A 14974-nucleotide genomic window follows, 5' to 3' on the forward strand; every position below is an offset into this window, starting at 1 on the left:
GGGCCGTCCTGGCCAGGGCGGTCGTCCTGGCCAGGAAGATCGTCCGTCCACCGCCGCGACCGGCCCACTCTCCCCCGCCCTCACGTGACGATGATCTTGTATCCCTCGACGCGCAGGGAGCCCAGCACCTCCTCGGAGTGCACCGGCCCCTTGGTCTCCATCTGGAGCTGAACCTCGACCTCCCCCAGGTGCATGCCGAGCCGCCCGTGCACGATGTCGAGCACGTTCGCGCCGAGTTCCGCCAGCCGCGACAGCAGCGCCGCCAGCGCGCCCGGCCGGTCGGAGAGCCGGACACGCAGGGTGAGATAGCGCCCGGCGGCGGCCAGGCCGTGCCTGAGGACCTTCGCCATCAGCAGCGGGTCGATGTTGCCCCCGGAGAGCACGGCCACCACCGGCGGCTCGAAGACGTGCGGGTGGGCCAGGATCGCGGCCACCCCGGCCACGCCCGCGGGCTCGACGACCTGCTTGGCGCGTTCGAGGCAGAGCACCAGCGCCTGGGAGATCTGGCTCTCGGTGACGGTGACGACACTGTCGACCAGATAGTGGATCAGTTCGAAGGGCAGCTCGCCCGGACGGCCCACCGCGATGCCGTCGGCCATCGTCGAGGCGGGCCTGACCTCCACCGGATGCCCGGCGGCCAGCGACGCCGGGTAGGCGGCGGCCCTCTCCGCCTGGACCCCGACGATCCGCACCCCCGGCCGCAGCGACTTGACCGCGAGCGCCACCCCGGCCGCCAGCCCGCCCCCGCCCAGCGACATCACGATCGTGCCGACCTCGGGCAGCTGCTCCACGATCTCCAGCCCGATCGTGCCCTGCCCGGCGACCACGTCGGGATGGTCGAACGGGTGGATGAACACGGCCCCGGTCCGTGTCGCGTGCTCCCGCGCCCGTTCCAGCGCGACGTCCACGGTCTCGCCCGCGAAGAGCACCTCGGCGCCGTACGACCGGGTCGCGGCCACCTTGGGCAGCGGCGCCCCCAGGGGCATGTAGACCGTTGCCCCGGCGCCGACCAGCCCCGCCCCGAGTGCGACTCCCTGCGCGTGGTTGCCCGCGCTGGCCGCGACCACCCCCCGACGCCGCTCCTCCTCGGTCAGCCCGGCGATCCTGACGTACGCCCCCCGGATCTTGAACGACCCGGAGCGCTGCAGGTGCTCGCACTTGAGGTGGACGGGCCCGCCGATGATCTCGGAGAGCACGTGCGAGTGGAGCAGGGGGGTACGCAGAGCGACGTCGGCCAGCAGCTCACGCGCGGCGACCACGTCGTCGTAGGTCACCTGGGTGCCTGACATGCGGATCATCGTACGACGAGCGCACCCGCAGCCCGGACGGCGCGGTCCGGCTCACGTCACGAACCGCCGGCCGGTTGGTGGGAGGAGAAGACCAGGACCGAGGCGGTGAAGCCGTGGACGTGGTTGTGGCCACCCACCGGGCCCACCTCCCCCGCGGCGAAGAACCCGGCCACCCCGATGGGACCCAGGGTGTCGCGGACGGCGACGGCGTCGTGGTCGGCGCTGCCGAACATGGCCGAGCCCCGGCCGTTGCAGGAGAACAGCAGTGCGCCGTCCACCCGGCCGAACTCCGTGCGGTGCGCGTCCAGCAGCTCGTACAGGTCCTCGTCGGCGGTGGCGGCGTCGCGGACCTGGAAGCGGACGGTACGGCCGATCTCGACGACGTCGCCGATCGCCACGGCCTCCCGCTCGGGGTCGATGCCGAGCACGCCCCGGATCAGGAAGTCGCCGCGCTCGTGCTTCTCGGCGTACTCGTCCATCGCGATGCCGATCTGCAGGCCCGAGGCGACCAGGTCGCGGTCGTCCTCGTCCAGGGCACTGACGATCTCCTCCAGCCGCGCCAGGGCGGGCTGCCCTGCGAGTTCGAGCAGGAGGTTGTCCTCGACGGAGGTGACCGTCATCGTCGGGCCGATCGGGCGGCAGCCCTGGCTGACCACGGTGCTGACGTTGAGGGCACCGCTGAGCAGCACCCCGACGGCTCCCTCGGTGTGGATCTCCCCGTTGGCGAACAGCCGGACCGCGCCGCGGCCCTGGATCGCGTTGGCCAGGCCGCCGATCAGGGGAAGATTTCCCATGACCTCCTCGGAGCGCTCGACGAAGCCGTCGGTGGGGAAGCTGTAGGGATCTGCGAGCAGGATGGCCGCGTGATCGTCGGGGGCGCGGTCGGGCAGACCCACCACCACGAAGCGGTCGTCGGCCCTCAACGTGTCGAGCGCGAAGGTCGTCAGCCGGGCCCCGCCCAGGGAGGCGGCCCAGGCGCTCACCGCGGGGGTGACCTCGACCCCCTGCCCGTCGCCGATGACCCCGGTGGCGCTGCATCCGAGGACGGCGGCGCCGGGGGCCATGCTCATCGCGCGCAGTCCCGCGCGGGAGACGTCGTCGGGATCGTCGCCGCAGATGAAGAAACAGAGCAGATCGGCCGGTCCGGACAAGCCGGACAGGGCTTGGCGTACCGCCGCCTCGGCCGCGGAGACCAGATCGGCCCCCACCGCGAGGCCGTCGGCGAAGCGGCTCGTCATCAACGCCACTTGTCTCGCCTCTCCCTCTTGTCCCTCGTCGTGTGGCTCGCCGGAGAGCGTCGGATCTCATCCGAAGCCCGCCCTGAAGCCCTGAAGCCTGCCATGAACCGTTGTGAACCGACGTTAGCCGAGAGCGTGAGGCCCGTCAGTGCCGTGCGACCGCGAATGCCGAAGATCCCACGTGGCGGCCCCTTCCGGGGGTGCCCCGGCTCCCGGGCGGGGGAACCGGCCGATACCTTGTCTTGGAGCGATTCTCCCCACTGGGGAGACAAGCACTCACGTTGTCCCTCACGCAATACTCAAGATCCGAAAGAGGGATGAGAGTGCCGGATCGGGCGTTGTGGACGTAGGCTCGATCCCGTGCCTCAAATCCCAGAGCCACGTACTCTGCGCGAGCTGCGCGCGAGCGGCCATATTCACCGTACGGTAAAGGCCGAGATCCGTGAGAATCTCCTGACCCGCCTGCGGGCAGGAGAGCCGCGGTTCCCCGGCATCGTGGGCTTCGACGACACCGTCCTGCCATACCTGGAGCGAGCGCTGCTCGCCGGACACGACCTGGTCCTGCTCGGTGAGCGGGGTCAGGGCAAGACCCGGCTGATCCGCACCGTGACCGGGCTCCTCGACGAATGGACCCCCGCCGTCGAGGGCTGCGAGATCAACGACCATCCCTACGAACCCTCGTGCGTCCGTTGCCGCCGCCTGGCCGACGAGATGGGCGAGGAGCTGCCGATCTCCTGGAAGCACCGGGACGAGCGGTACGGCGAGAAGCTCGCCACCCCCGACACCTCCGTCGGCGACCTGATCGGCGACATCGACCCGATCAAGATCGCCGAAGGGCGTACGCTCGGCGACCCGGAGACCGTCCACTACGGCCTGGTCCCCAGGAGCAACCGCGGGGTGTTCTCCGTCAACGAGCTGCCCGACCTGGCGGAGCGCATCCAGGTCTCGCTGCTCAACGTGCTGGAGGAGCGCGACATCCAGGTGAGGGGCTACAACCTGCGCCTGCCCCTGGACATCCTGCTGATCGCGAGTGCCAACCCCGAGGACTACACCAACCGCGGCCGGATCATCACCCCGCTGAAGGACCGCTTCGGTGCCGAGATCCGCACCCACTACCCGCTGTCGATCGAGACCGAGCTGGTCCTGATCCGCCAGGAGGCCGCGCTCGACCAGGTGGGCGCCGATCTGCCCGACCACCTGATCGAGGTGATCGCCCGCTTCACCCGGCTGGTCCGCGAGTCCACCGCGGTGGACGCCCGTTCGGGGGTCTCGGCCCGCTTCTCCATCGCCGCCGCCGAGACCGCGGCCGCCTCCGCCGTACGGCGTGCGGCGCTGACCGGTGAGGATCACGCGGTGGCGAGGGTCGCCGACCTGCCGGGGATCGTGCACACGCTGCGCGGCAAGGTGGAGTTCGAGGTCAGCGAGGAGGGCCGGGAGACCGAGGTGCTCGCGCACCTGCTGCGCAGGGCGGTGGCCGAGACGTTCCGCGGCACGCTCGGCGGCAGCGACCTGAACCCGCTGCTGGAGAAGTTCTCCGAGGGCGTCCAGGTCGAGTCGGGCGTGGCGATCCCCGCAGGGGAGCTGCTGCGCAGGATCGGCCCCGTTCCGGGCCTGGCAAAGATCATGTCCCAGCTCGGTATCGGCGACGAGTCCCCCGGGCACGCCGCCGCCGCGCTGGAATTCGCCATGGAGGGCCTCTACCTCCTGCGTCGGCTGTCCAAGGACGAGGTGGACGGCACGACGGTTTACCGCACCTGAGGTGTCCGCATGAGCTATCGCTATGGCGAATACCGGGACGGGCCCGACCCGCTCGCCCCGCCGTACGACGTCCGTTCCGCGCTGGACCGGATGGGTGACGCGATCCTGTCCGGCTCCAACCCCGCCCACGCCCTGCGCGACCTGCTCAAGGAGGGCCTGCCGGGCGCGCAGGATCGTCGTGGCCTTGAGGAGCTTCTCCGCGAGGTGCGGAGACGGCGCCGTGAGCTGCGCGAGCGCGGCCGTATCGACGGCACGCTGGAGCGGGCCAGGGCGCTGCTGGACAAGGCGATCGGCCAGGAGCGGGCCGAGCTGTTCCCCGACCCTTCCGACGAGGCCCGGCTGCGCGAGGCGGAGCTGGCCGCTCTTCCCGACGACACGGCGAGCGCGATCCGGGAGCTGGGCGCCTACCGGTGGCGCTCGGCCGCCGCCAGGCAGACCTTCGAGGAGCTGCGCGACCTGCTGCGCAGGGAGGTGCTCGACAGCCAGTTCCGCGGCATGCGGCAGTCTCTGGCCAACCCCGACCCGGCCGCGATGGAGCGGGTCAGGGAGATGATGTCCGATCTGAACGACATGCTCGACCGGGATGCCCGGGGTGAGCACACCCAGGCCGACTTCGAGCAATTCATGTCGAAATACGGGGACATGTTCCCGGAGTCGCCACGGAACCTGGAGGAGTTGGTCGACACCCTGGCCCGGCGGGCGGCGGCCACCCAGCGCCTGCTCGCCTCCCTCACCCCGGCCCAGCGCGAGGAGCTCGACCACCTGATCGAGCAGACCCTCCAGCAGGCCGGGCTGGACGAGCAGATGCGCCGCCTGGGCGAGTCCCTCTACGCCCGCCGCCCCGACCTGGCCTGGAACACCCCGGAGCGGCTGGGCGGCGACGAGCCGATGGGGATGTCCGACGCCGTGAGCGCGCTGGACGAGCTCGCCGACCTGACCCAGCTGGAGGCCGCACTCCGCCAGGACTACCCCGGCGCCCGCCTGGACGACATCGACGAGGCGGCGATCCGGCGCGCCCTGGGCCGCTCCGCCGTCGACGACCTGGAGGCGCTCAGGCAGGTCGAGCGCGAGCTGGAGCAGCAGGGCTACCTCCTGCGCCGGCGCGGCAAGCTGGAGCTCACCCCCAAGGCCGTACGGCGCCTGGGAGAGACCGCGCTGCGCCGCGTCTTCTCCTCCCTGGAGAGCGGGCGCCGCGGCGACCACGACCAGGTGGACGCGGGCTCGGCCGGTGAGCTCACCGGGTCCTCACGGCCCTGGCGGTTCGGCGACGAGCAGCCGATCGACGTGGTCCGTACCGTGATCAACGGGGTCCGGCGCGGCGGGGGCGGCGCGGTGACCCTGTCGGTCGACGACTTCGAGGTCGCCGAGACCGAGCGGCGCACGGCGGCCGCGGTGTGCCTGCTGGTCGACCTGTCCTACTCGATGGCGCTGCGCGGCACCTGGGCCGCCGCCAAGCAGACGGCGATGGCGCTGCAGGCGCTGGTGGCCTCGAAGTTCCCCCAGGACTCGGTGCAGATCATCGGCTTCTCCAACTACGCCAGGGTGCTGCAGCCCGACGAGCTGGCAGGGCTGGAGTGGGACATGGTCCAGGGAACGAACCTGCACCACGCCCTGCTGATCGCCGGACGCCACCTGGACCGCCACCCCGACTTCGAGCCGGTCGTGCTCGTGGTCACCGACGGCGAACCCACCGCCCACCTGCGGCGCAACGGCTCGGCGGCCTTCGAGTGGCCACCGACCCAGGAGACGCTGGAGCTGACCCTCGCGGAGGTCGACAAGATGACCCGGCGCAGGGCGACGCTCAACGTCTTCATGCTCGCCGACGACGAGCGGCTGAAGGAGTTCGTGAACGAGGTCGGACGGCGCAACGGCGGCCGGGTCTTCTCCCCCGGCGCCGACCGCCTGGGCGAGTACGTCGTCAGCGACTTCCTGCGGGCCCGCCGCACCCGCTGAGGCGCCCGGGGTGATGTTGGACTCACGCCCGAGGCGGGCTTGCCGTATTCCTGCGGGCCCGCCGCACCCGCCGAGGCGGACCCGGGGTGACGTGGACTCGCGTCCCGAGGCGGGCTCAGGCGTCGGCGTATTCCTGCGGGCCCGCCGCACCCGCCGAGGCGGACCCGGGGTGACGTGGGCTCACGGCCCGAGGCGGGCTCAGGCGTTGGCGTAGGCGGCGTATCCGTCGAGCGCCAGATCGAGGCCGTCGCGATAGTGGCGGTAGGAGCGGTAGCAGGGCCGCCATGCCGTGCTGTTTCCGACACCCGCGCGGGCGTCGGCGATCGCGGAGGGGACCCGCTCAGGGGAGAGCAGGAGACCTCCGCCGAGATAGCGGTCGTCGGTGAGGACCGTGGGGGTGGCGGGGTCGCCGCTCGCGTAGCGGCCACGGCGCCAGCCGCTCTCCTCGTCCCAGACCAGCGCGTCGCCGCCGGTCAGGCGGATGGTGACGGTGCGCGGGTCGCAGGGACCCTGCCACCAGCTCTCGACCGCCTCGCCCAGCGCCTCGACGACGAGGCCGGCGTAGCGGGACGGCTGGTCGCGCCACTCCTCGGTATACGGCTCAACATGTTTGACACCCACGGCGGGCACTCCCTTGTGCCGTCTTGCTCTGTCTGGTTGAACGCCCGCCCGGCACGACCACGGTTTCACCACCGCCGGTCTCATCACACGGTAACGAGCTCGCCCACGATCCTACTAACGCCGCGGACGTGCTCCGCGCGGAACGCGGAGATCGACAATCGCGTACCACCGATTCCACCCCCCACCCCAAGCGTGACCTTTTCGTGACAACCGCATCGATGTCTGCGCTGTCTACCCGGTAAAGGAAGAACACGGTTGTGGAGGAGGAAGAAGTGAGCCCGATGCTCGCGGGAGTTCTCGTGGTGCTGATGCTCATCGTCTGCGTCTGTTTCGAGGTGTGCATGGTGCCACACGCGCGTGAGGAGAACGCGATCTCGGATCGCGGCGCCCCGGACCATGAGCGCGACGACGGCCGTCCGGGCAGGTACGACACCGTCGAAGGTGAATCGTCCCTGTCGTGAACGGTGGCGACATCTCGACCACGGGGCCCGCGAAAAAGCGAAGGATGAGGAGCACGTCCGCCCGCCCTGCGGGAAAACCCTTCAAACGATCATTGAGGAAGACCAACGCCGTCGGGTGACACCGTGCGAGCCGTACCCAGACGAGATCACCGGATACTAATGTCTGGCGCATGACAGACCACCTGCTGCTCTGGTTGCACATCGGTTTCGCGATCTTCGCCCTGGGGCCGATCACCGCCGCCACGATGTCCACTCCCAGATTCATCCGCACCAAGAACGTCGATGTCCTGCGTTATCTCCACAAGACCACGCGCATCTACGGTTTCGCGTCCATCGGTGTTTTCCTGTTCGGGGCACTGCTGGGCCGCGAATTCCTTGGAAGGCCGTATCTGTCGGTATCCATGACGCTTTTCATCGTCGCCGCTCTACTGCTGATCATGGTGGAGCGGGACCAGCGCACCGCCATCCGGGTCCTCACCAATGAGAGCCCGGACGACGACGCCAAGGTGCAGGTCGGCCGGATCGCCGCCCTCTCCGGCGTGATCGTGCTGATCTGGGTGGTCATCCTGGTGCTGATGGTCTGGGGAAGCCCGGCCTGAGCCCGCGTTTTCCGGCCGCGCCCCTTTCTGAGCCGCAGCCGCAGCCGTTTCCGAGCCACGGCCGCTTCCCGGCCGCGCCCGTTTCCGCCCCGGGGGCCGCCGCCTGCCCGGCACCGGTTCCCGGCCGGGCGCCCGTACCCGTTCCAGCACCCGATCCCGGCCGGGCGCCCGTTCCCGGGCCAGGATCCGGCTCCTGGAACGGCGCCTGCTCCTAGCCCAGCGCCTGGCTGAGGTCGGCCAGCAGGTCGTCGATCGACTCGATGCCGACCGACAGGCGCACCAGGTCGCCGGGCACCTCCAGCGGCGAGCCCGCCACCGAGGCGTGGGTCATCAGGCCGGGGTGCTCGATCAGTGACTCCACGCCGCCGAGCGACTCGCCCAGGGTGAACAGCTTGGTCCTGTTGCACAGCTCGACGGCCTCGGCCTCGCCTCCGGCCATCCGGAAGGAGACCATGCCGCCGAAACGCCTCATCTGCTTGGCCGCCACCTCGTGCCCCGGGTGGTCGGCCAGGCCCGGGTAGAGCACCGAGGTCACCCGAGGATGGGCGAGCAGCAGGTCCACCACCCGTTCGGCGTTCTCGCAGTGGCGGTCCATCCTCACCCCGAGCGTCTTGAGACCGCGCAGCGTCAGCCAGGCGTCGAACGGCCCGGCCACCGCGCCCATCGCGTTCTGGTGGTAGGCGAGTTCCTCGCCCACTCCGGCGTCCCGCGCGACGAGCGCGCCGCCGACCACGTCGGAGTGGCCGCCCACGTACTTGGTGGTGGAGTGCACGACGATGTCCGCGCCCAGTGCGATCGGCTGCTGCAGGTACGGGGAGGCGAAGGTGTTGTCCACCACCAGCAGCGCGCCGCACTCGGTCGCGAGCTGGGCGAGTGCCGCGATGTCGGCGATGCCGAGCAGCGGGTTGGTGGGCGTCTCCACCCAAATAATCTTGGTCTTCTGGGTCACGGCGGCCGCCACCGCCGTCAGGTCACCCAGCGGCGCCGGGTCGTAGTGCAGCCCCCAGCGCTCGTGGACCTTCGCGAACAGACGGTAGGTGCCGCCGTAGGCGTCGTTCGGGATGATCACGTGGTCACCCGGCCTGCAGATCGCCCGAAGCACCGCGTCCTCGGCGGCCAGGCCCGAGGCGAAGGCCAGACCACGGCTGCCGCCCTCGACGGCGGCCATGGCCTCCTCCAGCGCGGTCCTGGTCGGGTTGGCGGACCGGCTGTACTCATATCCGGCGCGCAACCCGCCCACGCCGTCCTGCTTATAGGTGGACACCGCGTAGATCGGCGGTACCACGGCCCCGGTGTGGGGGTCGGGTTCCTGACCTGCGTGGATGGCCAGCGTCTCGAATCCTTGGTTCATGAGGTCAACGTTACTCGCGGCGGCGGGTGCCCCAGGGCAGCGGAAACCGCCGCCCAAGGACTCCTGGCCGCCTACTCCGCGCGCTCCCCGCCGATCCGCGAGAGCAGGACCGGGTCGGCGAGCGTCAAGGCCGCACCGACCGCGAGCCCGGCGAGCAGGAGCACTATCCCGATGATGGTCATCTCTTTCCCCCTTCGACCTCTCAAGCATCGGCGAGGGGCTCCCCGCGCCGCTTCCGCTGAAGGACCGGTTCCCCGGGGAACGATTCGGCCGAACGGCCGATATGACCACTCCTCCGCGAGGCTTAGGCTCGGGGACCGTGGGAGAGACGAACCGGCTGATCTACTGGGTCAAAAGACTCAGCGAGATCGCTTTGATCGGCTGGCTCGTCCTGCTCCTGCTGATCGACGTGATGGTGGTCTCGGCCATCATGTCATCGAGGGGCGGCCTCAACCCGGCGATGCTGCTGAGCCCCGTGTGCGGCCTGGTGGGCGTCGTGGCGGTGGCGCGACGCCGCCGCTGGCGGGTCGGCGGACTCGTCACCCTGCTGACGGTGTCGTTCCTGTCGTCCCTGATCATCGGGATCACCAACGGCGACGGCAGTCCCGGCGTGGCCGAGATCGGGTCGCTGCTGGTCCTCACCGTCGGCGGGCTGCGCGCGATCGAGCCGGTGCGGCGGGCCGCACTGTTCTCCCTGGCGACGATGATCGTGCTCGAAACCTCCTCCGTCCGCCTGAACTTCATGAGCGAGGAACCGGCGACGGCCTCGGGCTTCCTGCTCTTCGTCTGCTGGTCCTTCGCCGCCGGTATCGGCGCCTACCTCCGCTTCCAGCTGGAGCGCCGCAGGGAGGCCGTCGACACGGTACGGCGGTCCGAACGCCTGGAGTTGGCCAGGGAGCTGCACGACCTGGTCGCCCACCACATCACCGGGATCGTGGTGCAGGCCCAGGCCGCCAAGGTCGTCGCCGAGCAGAAACCCGAGGCGGTGGTCCCCTCCCTGGAGGCGATCGCGAACGCGGGGGCCGACGCGCTGACCTCGATGCGCCGCCTGGTCAGCGTGCTGCGCGCGGAGGACGGGGCCGCCCGCTCACCGGGCAGCACCCTCATGGACATGCGCACGATGGTCGAGCGTTTCTCCGCCGCAGGCCCCCAGGTCACCTTCGACATCGGCCAGGGCATCGCCGAGGGCACCGTCGCCCCGGAGGTGATGACCACCCTCCACCGGGTCCTTCAGGAGTCGTTGACCAACGTCCGCAGGCACGCCCCGGGCACCGACTGGGTCGAGGCGGACCTGAAGCTCACCGACGGCTCCGACCTGCGTGCCTGGGCCGAGAGCGTACGCGTGAATACGGGGAACGACCAGGATCCGCGGGCCCGGCGCACCACCTCCGCCCCAACGGGCGCCCCGCCTCGTGAAGGTACCTCGCCCATCGGGGGCGCCGTGCGGCTGCGGGTGCGCAACTACGGCTCGATGGCCGACGTCAGGGTCGCCCGTCTCGGCGGCGGGTTCGGGCTGGTGGGCATGGCCGAGCGCGTCGAGGCTCTCGGCGGACGCCTCCTGGCCGGCCCCACCCCCTCCGGGGCCTGGGAGGTGGCGGCGGAGTTTCCCCTCTGACCCCGCCCCCTCCTGAAGAACGGGCTAGTGGCTGGCGAGGAAGGCGAGCAGGTCCTGACGGGTGATCAGGCCGACGGGCTTGCCGTCGTCGAGGACGACCGCGGCGTCGGCCTTCTCCAGTGCCTCGACGGCGATGGAGACCGGCTCCCCCGCGCCGATCGTCGGCAGCGGCTGCGACATGTGGGCGGCCAGCGGGTCGGTCGGCCGCACCCGCCCCCGGTACAGGGCGTCGAGCAGATCGCGCTCCAGGATCGAGCCGACCACTTCGGCGGCCATGACCGGCGGCTCCTCCTTCATCACCGGAAGCTGCGACACCCCGTACTCGCGCATGATCGAGATGGCCGTGTCGACCGACTCGTGCGGGTGGGTGTGCACGAACTCCGGCATGCCGGAGCTCTTCTGGGTCAGCACGTCCTTGACCAGGCCCTCCTCGCTGGAGGTGGTGAGGAAGCCGTAGTCTGCCATCCACTCGTCGTTGAAGATCTTCGACAGGTAACCACGGCCGCCGTCGGGCAGCAGCACCACGATCACGTCGTCCGGCCCGGCCCGCTCGGCCACGCGCAGCGCCGCGACCGTCGCCATGCCGCAGGAGCCGCCCACCAGCAGCGCCTCCTCACGGGCCAGGCGGCGGGTCATGTTGAAGGAGTCCTTGTCGGAGATCGCGATGACCTCGTCGCAGATCGTGGTGTCGTAGTTGGCCGGCCAGATGTCCTCGCCGACGCCCTCCACCAGGTACGGCCGCCCGGTGCCGCCGGAGTAGACGGAACCCTCGGGGTCGGCCCCGATGATCTTGACCCGGCCGCCGGAGACCTCCTTGAGGTAGCGGCCGGTGCCGCTGATCGTGCCTCCGGTGCCGACGCCCGCCACGAAGTGGGTGATCCTGCCCTCCGTCTGGTCCCAGATCTCCGGGCCGGTGGAGTGGTAGTGACTTTCGGTGTTGCGCGGGTTGGAGTACTGGTCGGGCTTCCAGGCGTTCGGCGTCTCCCTGGCCAGCCGGTCGGAGACCGAGTAGTAGGAGTCGGGGTGGTCGGGGGAGACCGCCGTCGGGCAGACCACGACCTCGGCACCGTAGGCGCGCAGAACGGAGATCTTGTCCTGGGCCACCTTGTCGGGCACCACGAACAGGCAGCGATATCCCCGCTGCTGGGCCACGATGGCGAGGCCGATCCCGGTGTTACCCGAGGTGGGCTCCACGATCGTGCCCCCGGGCCGCAACTCTCCCGACTGCTCGGCGGCGTCGATCATCCGGACCGCGATGCGGTCCTTCACCGACCCTCCAGGGTTGAAATACTCCACCTTTGCCAGCACTTGAGCGGAAATGCCCTCTGTCACCTTGTTCAGTCGGACGAGAGGGGTGTTGCCCATCAGTTCGACAAGCGAGTCATGTACGCGCACCGGGATATCACCTCGAAATACCAAAGCTCGGTCGGCTTGTTGTCGTAATCGCCGCGATCCCCGTAGGGGTGGCAGGGACTCGGCTGTGTCACCAAAGGCAACGCTACCGCCCCGTACGGAGGGAGCAACGCCACGTGAGCTGGACACCGGGTACGGCGCGAGTCGCCCGCCGCGTCGCCGCGGCGGCCGCTCTGGGTGGAGGGGGCCTCACCGCGCTCGGCGTGGCGACCTACGGCCTGCTGCTGGCCGAGGCACTGGTGGCCCGCCGCACCGTCGGCCGCCCGCACGGCATGGAGGGACCGCCGTCGGACGGGGTGTACGGGGCCTTCCACGGCGAGCCCGTCAGGATGGTCATGCTCGGCGACTCCACCTCCGTCGGGCTGGGCACCTCCGAACCCGCGGAGACACCCGCCGTGCTGATCGCGAACGGGCTGGCCGTGATCGCCGAGCGGCCGGTGCGGCTCACCGTGACGGGCAGGTCGGGAGCGACCTCCGCGGAGCTGGGCGAGCAGGTGGACAAGGCGTTGAAGGCCAGGCCCGAGATCGCGGTGATCTTCATCGGGGCGAACGACGTCACCTCGCAGAGCAGGCCCGCCCAGGCCGTACGGCACCTGCGCAAGGCGGTCGAACGGCTGCGGGAGGCGGGGGCGGAGGTGGTCGTGGGCACCTGCCCCGACCTGGGCACGGTCCGGCCGATCGCGCAGCCTCTGCGCTGGGTGACGCGGCGATGGAGCCGCCAGCTCGCCGCCGCGCAGACCGTCGCCGTGGTCGAGGCGGGCGGGCGGACGGTGGCCTTCGCCGACCTGCTGGGGCCGGAGTTCGACACGAACCCCACGGAGATGTTCGGCCTTGATCGTTTTCACCCATCTACCCAAGGCTATCTCCAGATCGCCTACGCGGTGCTACCTTCCGTATGCAGTGCGTTGGAACTCTGGCCCGAGCCCCGGGTCCGGCGCACTGAGTCGATCTACCTCGCGGCGGCCAAGGCCGCGGAGGAGCCCGGCGCCGAGGTCTCCGCGACCCGTGTCGCCGGGCGAGCGACCGGACCTCACGGACGGTGGGTGACCATACTCGGCCGAAGGCCGTGGATGCGGCCCAACGACGCCTGAACACGGTCACCCTCCGCTGCGAAGCCGTAACGCCTCGCCCGCATTGGAGTGGAATACCCGTGATCCGGCCCCTCGCGAAACCGGCCCTGGTGCTCGCCGGAGCTTTGACCCTGGGCGGCTGCTCCGGCACTGAAGCGGCCACCCCCGACCATCCCACCTGGCACAACACCGAGGTGAACGCGGTCAGCCGCACCACCGCCGCCGGCGGCGTCGCCACGACGACCTCGATGAAGCCCGACGGCACGCTGGAGACGGTCGCCCTCGACCTCGCCACGGGCAGGAAGCTGTGGGCCCACCCCTCGACCATGGCGGGCCGCCTGCCGGGCATGGGGGTGCCCGCCCCCGCGATCGTCGAGACCTCCACCGGACAGACCGTCGCGGTGACCATCGACCCCGCCAGACGGGGCCGGTGGAAGGCCACGCTCGTCGGCCTGGACGCCAGGACCGGGGCCCGCAGGTGGCGTCGCCCGGTGCACTCCACCTTCGGCCCGCAGCGGTGCGGGGCGTTCGTGTGCGTGTCCGAGAACACCGCGCTCGCGAGCGCCCGCGTCGTCGTCCTCGATCCGGCCACCGGCAAGGCCATATGGAAGATCCCCGGCATCGCCGAGGCCGAGTGGTCCGACGCCTCGCGCGTGGTGTTCCTCCGCCTCGCCCGCCACCCCGTGCTGGAGTCGCACGACCTCAAGAGCGGCAAGGTCATCTGGCGACTCCCCGTCGAGCAGCCCCTCGGCGCCGGAGTCGACCTGTCGGGGGGGTGGTCCTTCGGCGCGACGGCGGGAAACCTCGTCGGATACGTCGCCCCCTACACCAATCCGAAGACGAGCAAGGTCTCCGCCTTCGGCCTGTTCTCCGTCAAGCTCTCCGACGGCACGGTCAACTGGATGCGCCCGTCGGTGGTCCGCGTCTATCCCAGCGGCAGTCCCGGCTTCGCCCCGGTGGTCCGCCCGGTCGACCAGGAGGGCCGGTACGGCGGTTTCGCCAGACTGGAGGCCGAGAGCGGCCGGGTGCTCGGCCAGATCTCCGCCGAGCAGGTGCCCGAGGCGGGCTGGTGGCTCGCCTTCCCGCCTCGCATGGAGAAGGTCGGCTTCCTGCGGCACGGCAAGCCGGGTAACGCCTTCGACCTTCCCACCGCCCGCGCCGCCGACGTCAAGGACGAGCGCGCCTGGTCCTTCTGCGTGACCGATCCCAAGCCGCTCGCGATCAAGGGCCAGAACCCCGGCTTCTACTCGGTGGCCTCGCTGTGCGAGTACAGGCTGGCCGACGGCAAGCGGGTGTCCGGCTCGGGTGCCCCGCCCCTCTGGTTCACCGGCAGTCAGAACGGCTGGCGGATGTGGCGTGACGAGAAGGGCGGTCTCCACGGGATCAGGGACGGCGACGGCACCTCCCCCGGCATGTACGGCTGACATCCCCGGCCACCTTCCGGCGTCTTCGGCGGTATCGCGGTCACCCGTCACCGACGGGGCGGCCGGTTCCCGACCGGGCCCCTTCCCGCCTCCGGATGGGAAGGGGCCTCGCGCATCCCGTACAAAGTTCTGTTTCAACGCCCCTGGGCGCGGTTTTGGACATACCGCGCGGTACGCTCCGC

General features: G+C 70.6%; 12 protein-coding genes. 7 read left to right on the forward strand and 5 right to left on the reverse strand.

The features are described 5' to 3' along the window. Positions 1-80: 80 nt before the first annotated feature. Both ilvA and ACIBH4_RS05485 read right to left on the reverse strand, forming a co-directional pair. Positions 81-1289 carry a threonine ammonia-lyase gene (gene ilvA, locus ACIBH4_RS05480; RefSeq protein ID WP_362764026.1) on the reverse strand — a complete coding sequence of 403 codons (1209 nt, stop codon included), beginning with the start codon at positions 1287-1289 and terminating at the stop codon, positions 81-83. A gap of 56 nt (positions 1290-1345) precedes the next feature. Continuing rightward, positions 1346-2527: an FIST N-terminal domain-containing protein gene (locus ACIBH4_RS05485; RefSeq protein ID WP_362510042.1), complete on the reverse strand. Its 1182-nt coding sequence runs from the start codon at positions 2525-2527 to the stop codon at positions 1346-1348. A gap of 360 nt (positions 2528-2887) precedes the next feature. On the opposite strand from ACIBH4_RS05485, the gene ACIBH4_RS05490 reads away from it, so the two are divergent. Both ACIBH4_RS05490 and ACIBH4_RS05495 read left to right on the forward strand, forming a co-directional pair. Beyond that, positions 2888-4285, forward strand: a complete 1398-nt coding sequence (locus ACIBH4_RS05490) for a sigma 54-interacting transcriptional regulator (RefSeq protein WP_362509455.1) — start codon at positions 2888-2890, stop codon at positions 4283-4285. 9 nt (positions 4286-4294) lie between these two features. Next, on the forward strand, positions 4295-6238 hold the full coding sequence (locus tag ACIBH4_RS05495) for a hypothetical protein (RefSeq protein WP_362509453.1): 1944 nt from the start codon (positions 4295-4297) through the stop codon (positions 6236-6238). 198 nt (positions 6239-6436) lie between these two features. Here ACIBH4_RS05495 and ACIBH4_RS05500 read toward each other — a convergent pair whose 3' ends face one another. Further along, positions 6437-6859, reverse strand: a complete 423-nt coding sequence (locus tag ACIBH4_RS05500) for a DUF6292 family protein (protein WP_362509450.1) — start codon at positions 6857-6859, stop codon at positions 6437-6439. Positions 6860-7131: 272 nt separating this feature from the next. Here ACIBH4_RS05500 and ACIBH4_RS05505 point away from each other — a divergent pair, with 272 nt between their 5' ends. Both ACIBH4_RS05505 and ACIBH4_RS05510 read left to right on the forward strand, forming a co-directional pair. After that, a complete protein-coding gene (locus ACIBH4_RS05505; RefSeq protein ID WP_362764024.1) occupies positions 7132-7320 on the forward strand; it encodes a hypothetical protein in 189 nt (62 codons plus the stop codon). A gap of 170 nt (positions 7321-7490) precedes the next feature. Then, complete coding sequence (locus ACIBH4_RS05510) at positions 7491-7919, forward strand: hypothetical protein (protein ID WP_362509444.1); 429 nt, start codon at positions 7491-7493, stop codon at positions 7917-7919. A gap of 211 nt (positions 7920-8130) precedes the next feature. Here the strand turns inward: ACIBH4_RS05510 and ACIBH4_RS05515 are convergent, their stop codons facing one another. Next, positions 8131-9270, reverse strand: coding sequence for a cystathionine gamma-synthase (locus ACIBH4_RS05515; protein WP_362509440.1), 1140 nt, complete (start codon positions 9268-9270; stop codon positions 8131-8133). A 319-nt stretch (positions 9271-9589) separates the two neighbouring features. On the opposite strand from ACIBH4_RS05515, the gene ACIBH4_RS05520 reads away from it, so the two are divergent. Beyond that, entirely contained in the window at positions 9590-10885 is a 1296-nt protein-coding gene (locus ACIBH4_RS05520; RefSeq protein ID WP_362509437.1) for a histidine kinase, read from the forward strand. A 24-nt stretch (positions 10886-10909) separates the two neighbouring features. Here the strand turns inward: ACIBH4_RS05520 and ACIBH4_RS05525 are convergent, their stop codons facing one another. Continuing rightward, positions 10910-12280: a cystathionine beta-synthase gene (locus tag ACIBH4_RS05525; protein ID WP_362509434.1), complete on the reverse strand. Its 1371-nt coding sequence runs from the start codon at positions 12278-12280 to the stop codon at positions 10910-10912. Between the two features lie 134 nt (positions 12281-12414). Here ACIBH4_RS05525 and ACIBH4_RS05530 point away from each other — a divergent pair, with 134 nt between their 5' ends. Continuing rightward, positions 12415-13389 carry an SGNH/GDSL hydrolase family protein gene (locus tag ACIBH4_RS05530; protein WP_362509431.1) on the forward strand — a complete coding sequence of 325 codons (975 nt, stop codon included), beginning with the start codon at positions 12415-12417 and terminating at the stop codon, positions 13387-13389. A 59-nt stretch (positions 13390-13448) separates the two neighbouring features. Beyond that, entirely contained in the window at positions 13449-14792 is a 1344-nt protein-coding gene (locus ACIBH4_RS05535) for a PQQ-binding-like beta-propeller repeat protein (protein ID WP_362509428.1), read from the forward strand. Positions 14793-14974: the final 182 nt, after the last annotated feature.

It is taken from the genome of Streptosporangium sp. NPDC050284 (assembly GCF_044459525.1).
Taxonomy (GTDB): domain Bacteria; phylum Actinomycetota; class Actinomycetes; order Streptosporangiales; family Streptosporangiaceae; genus Streptosporangium.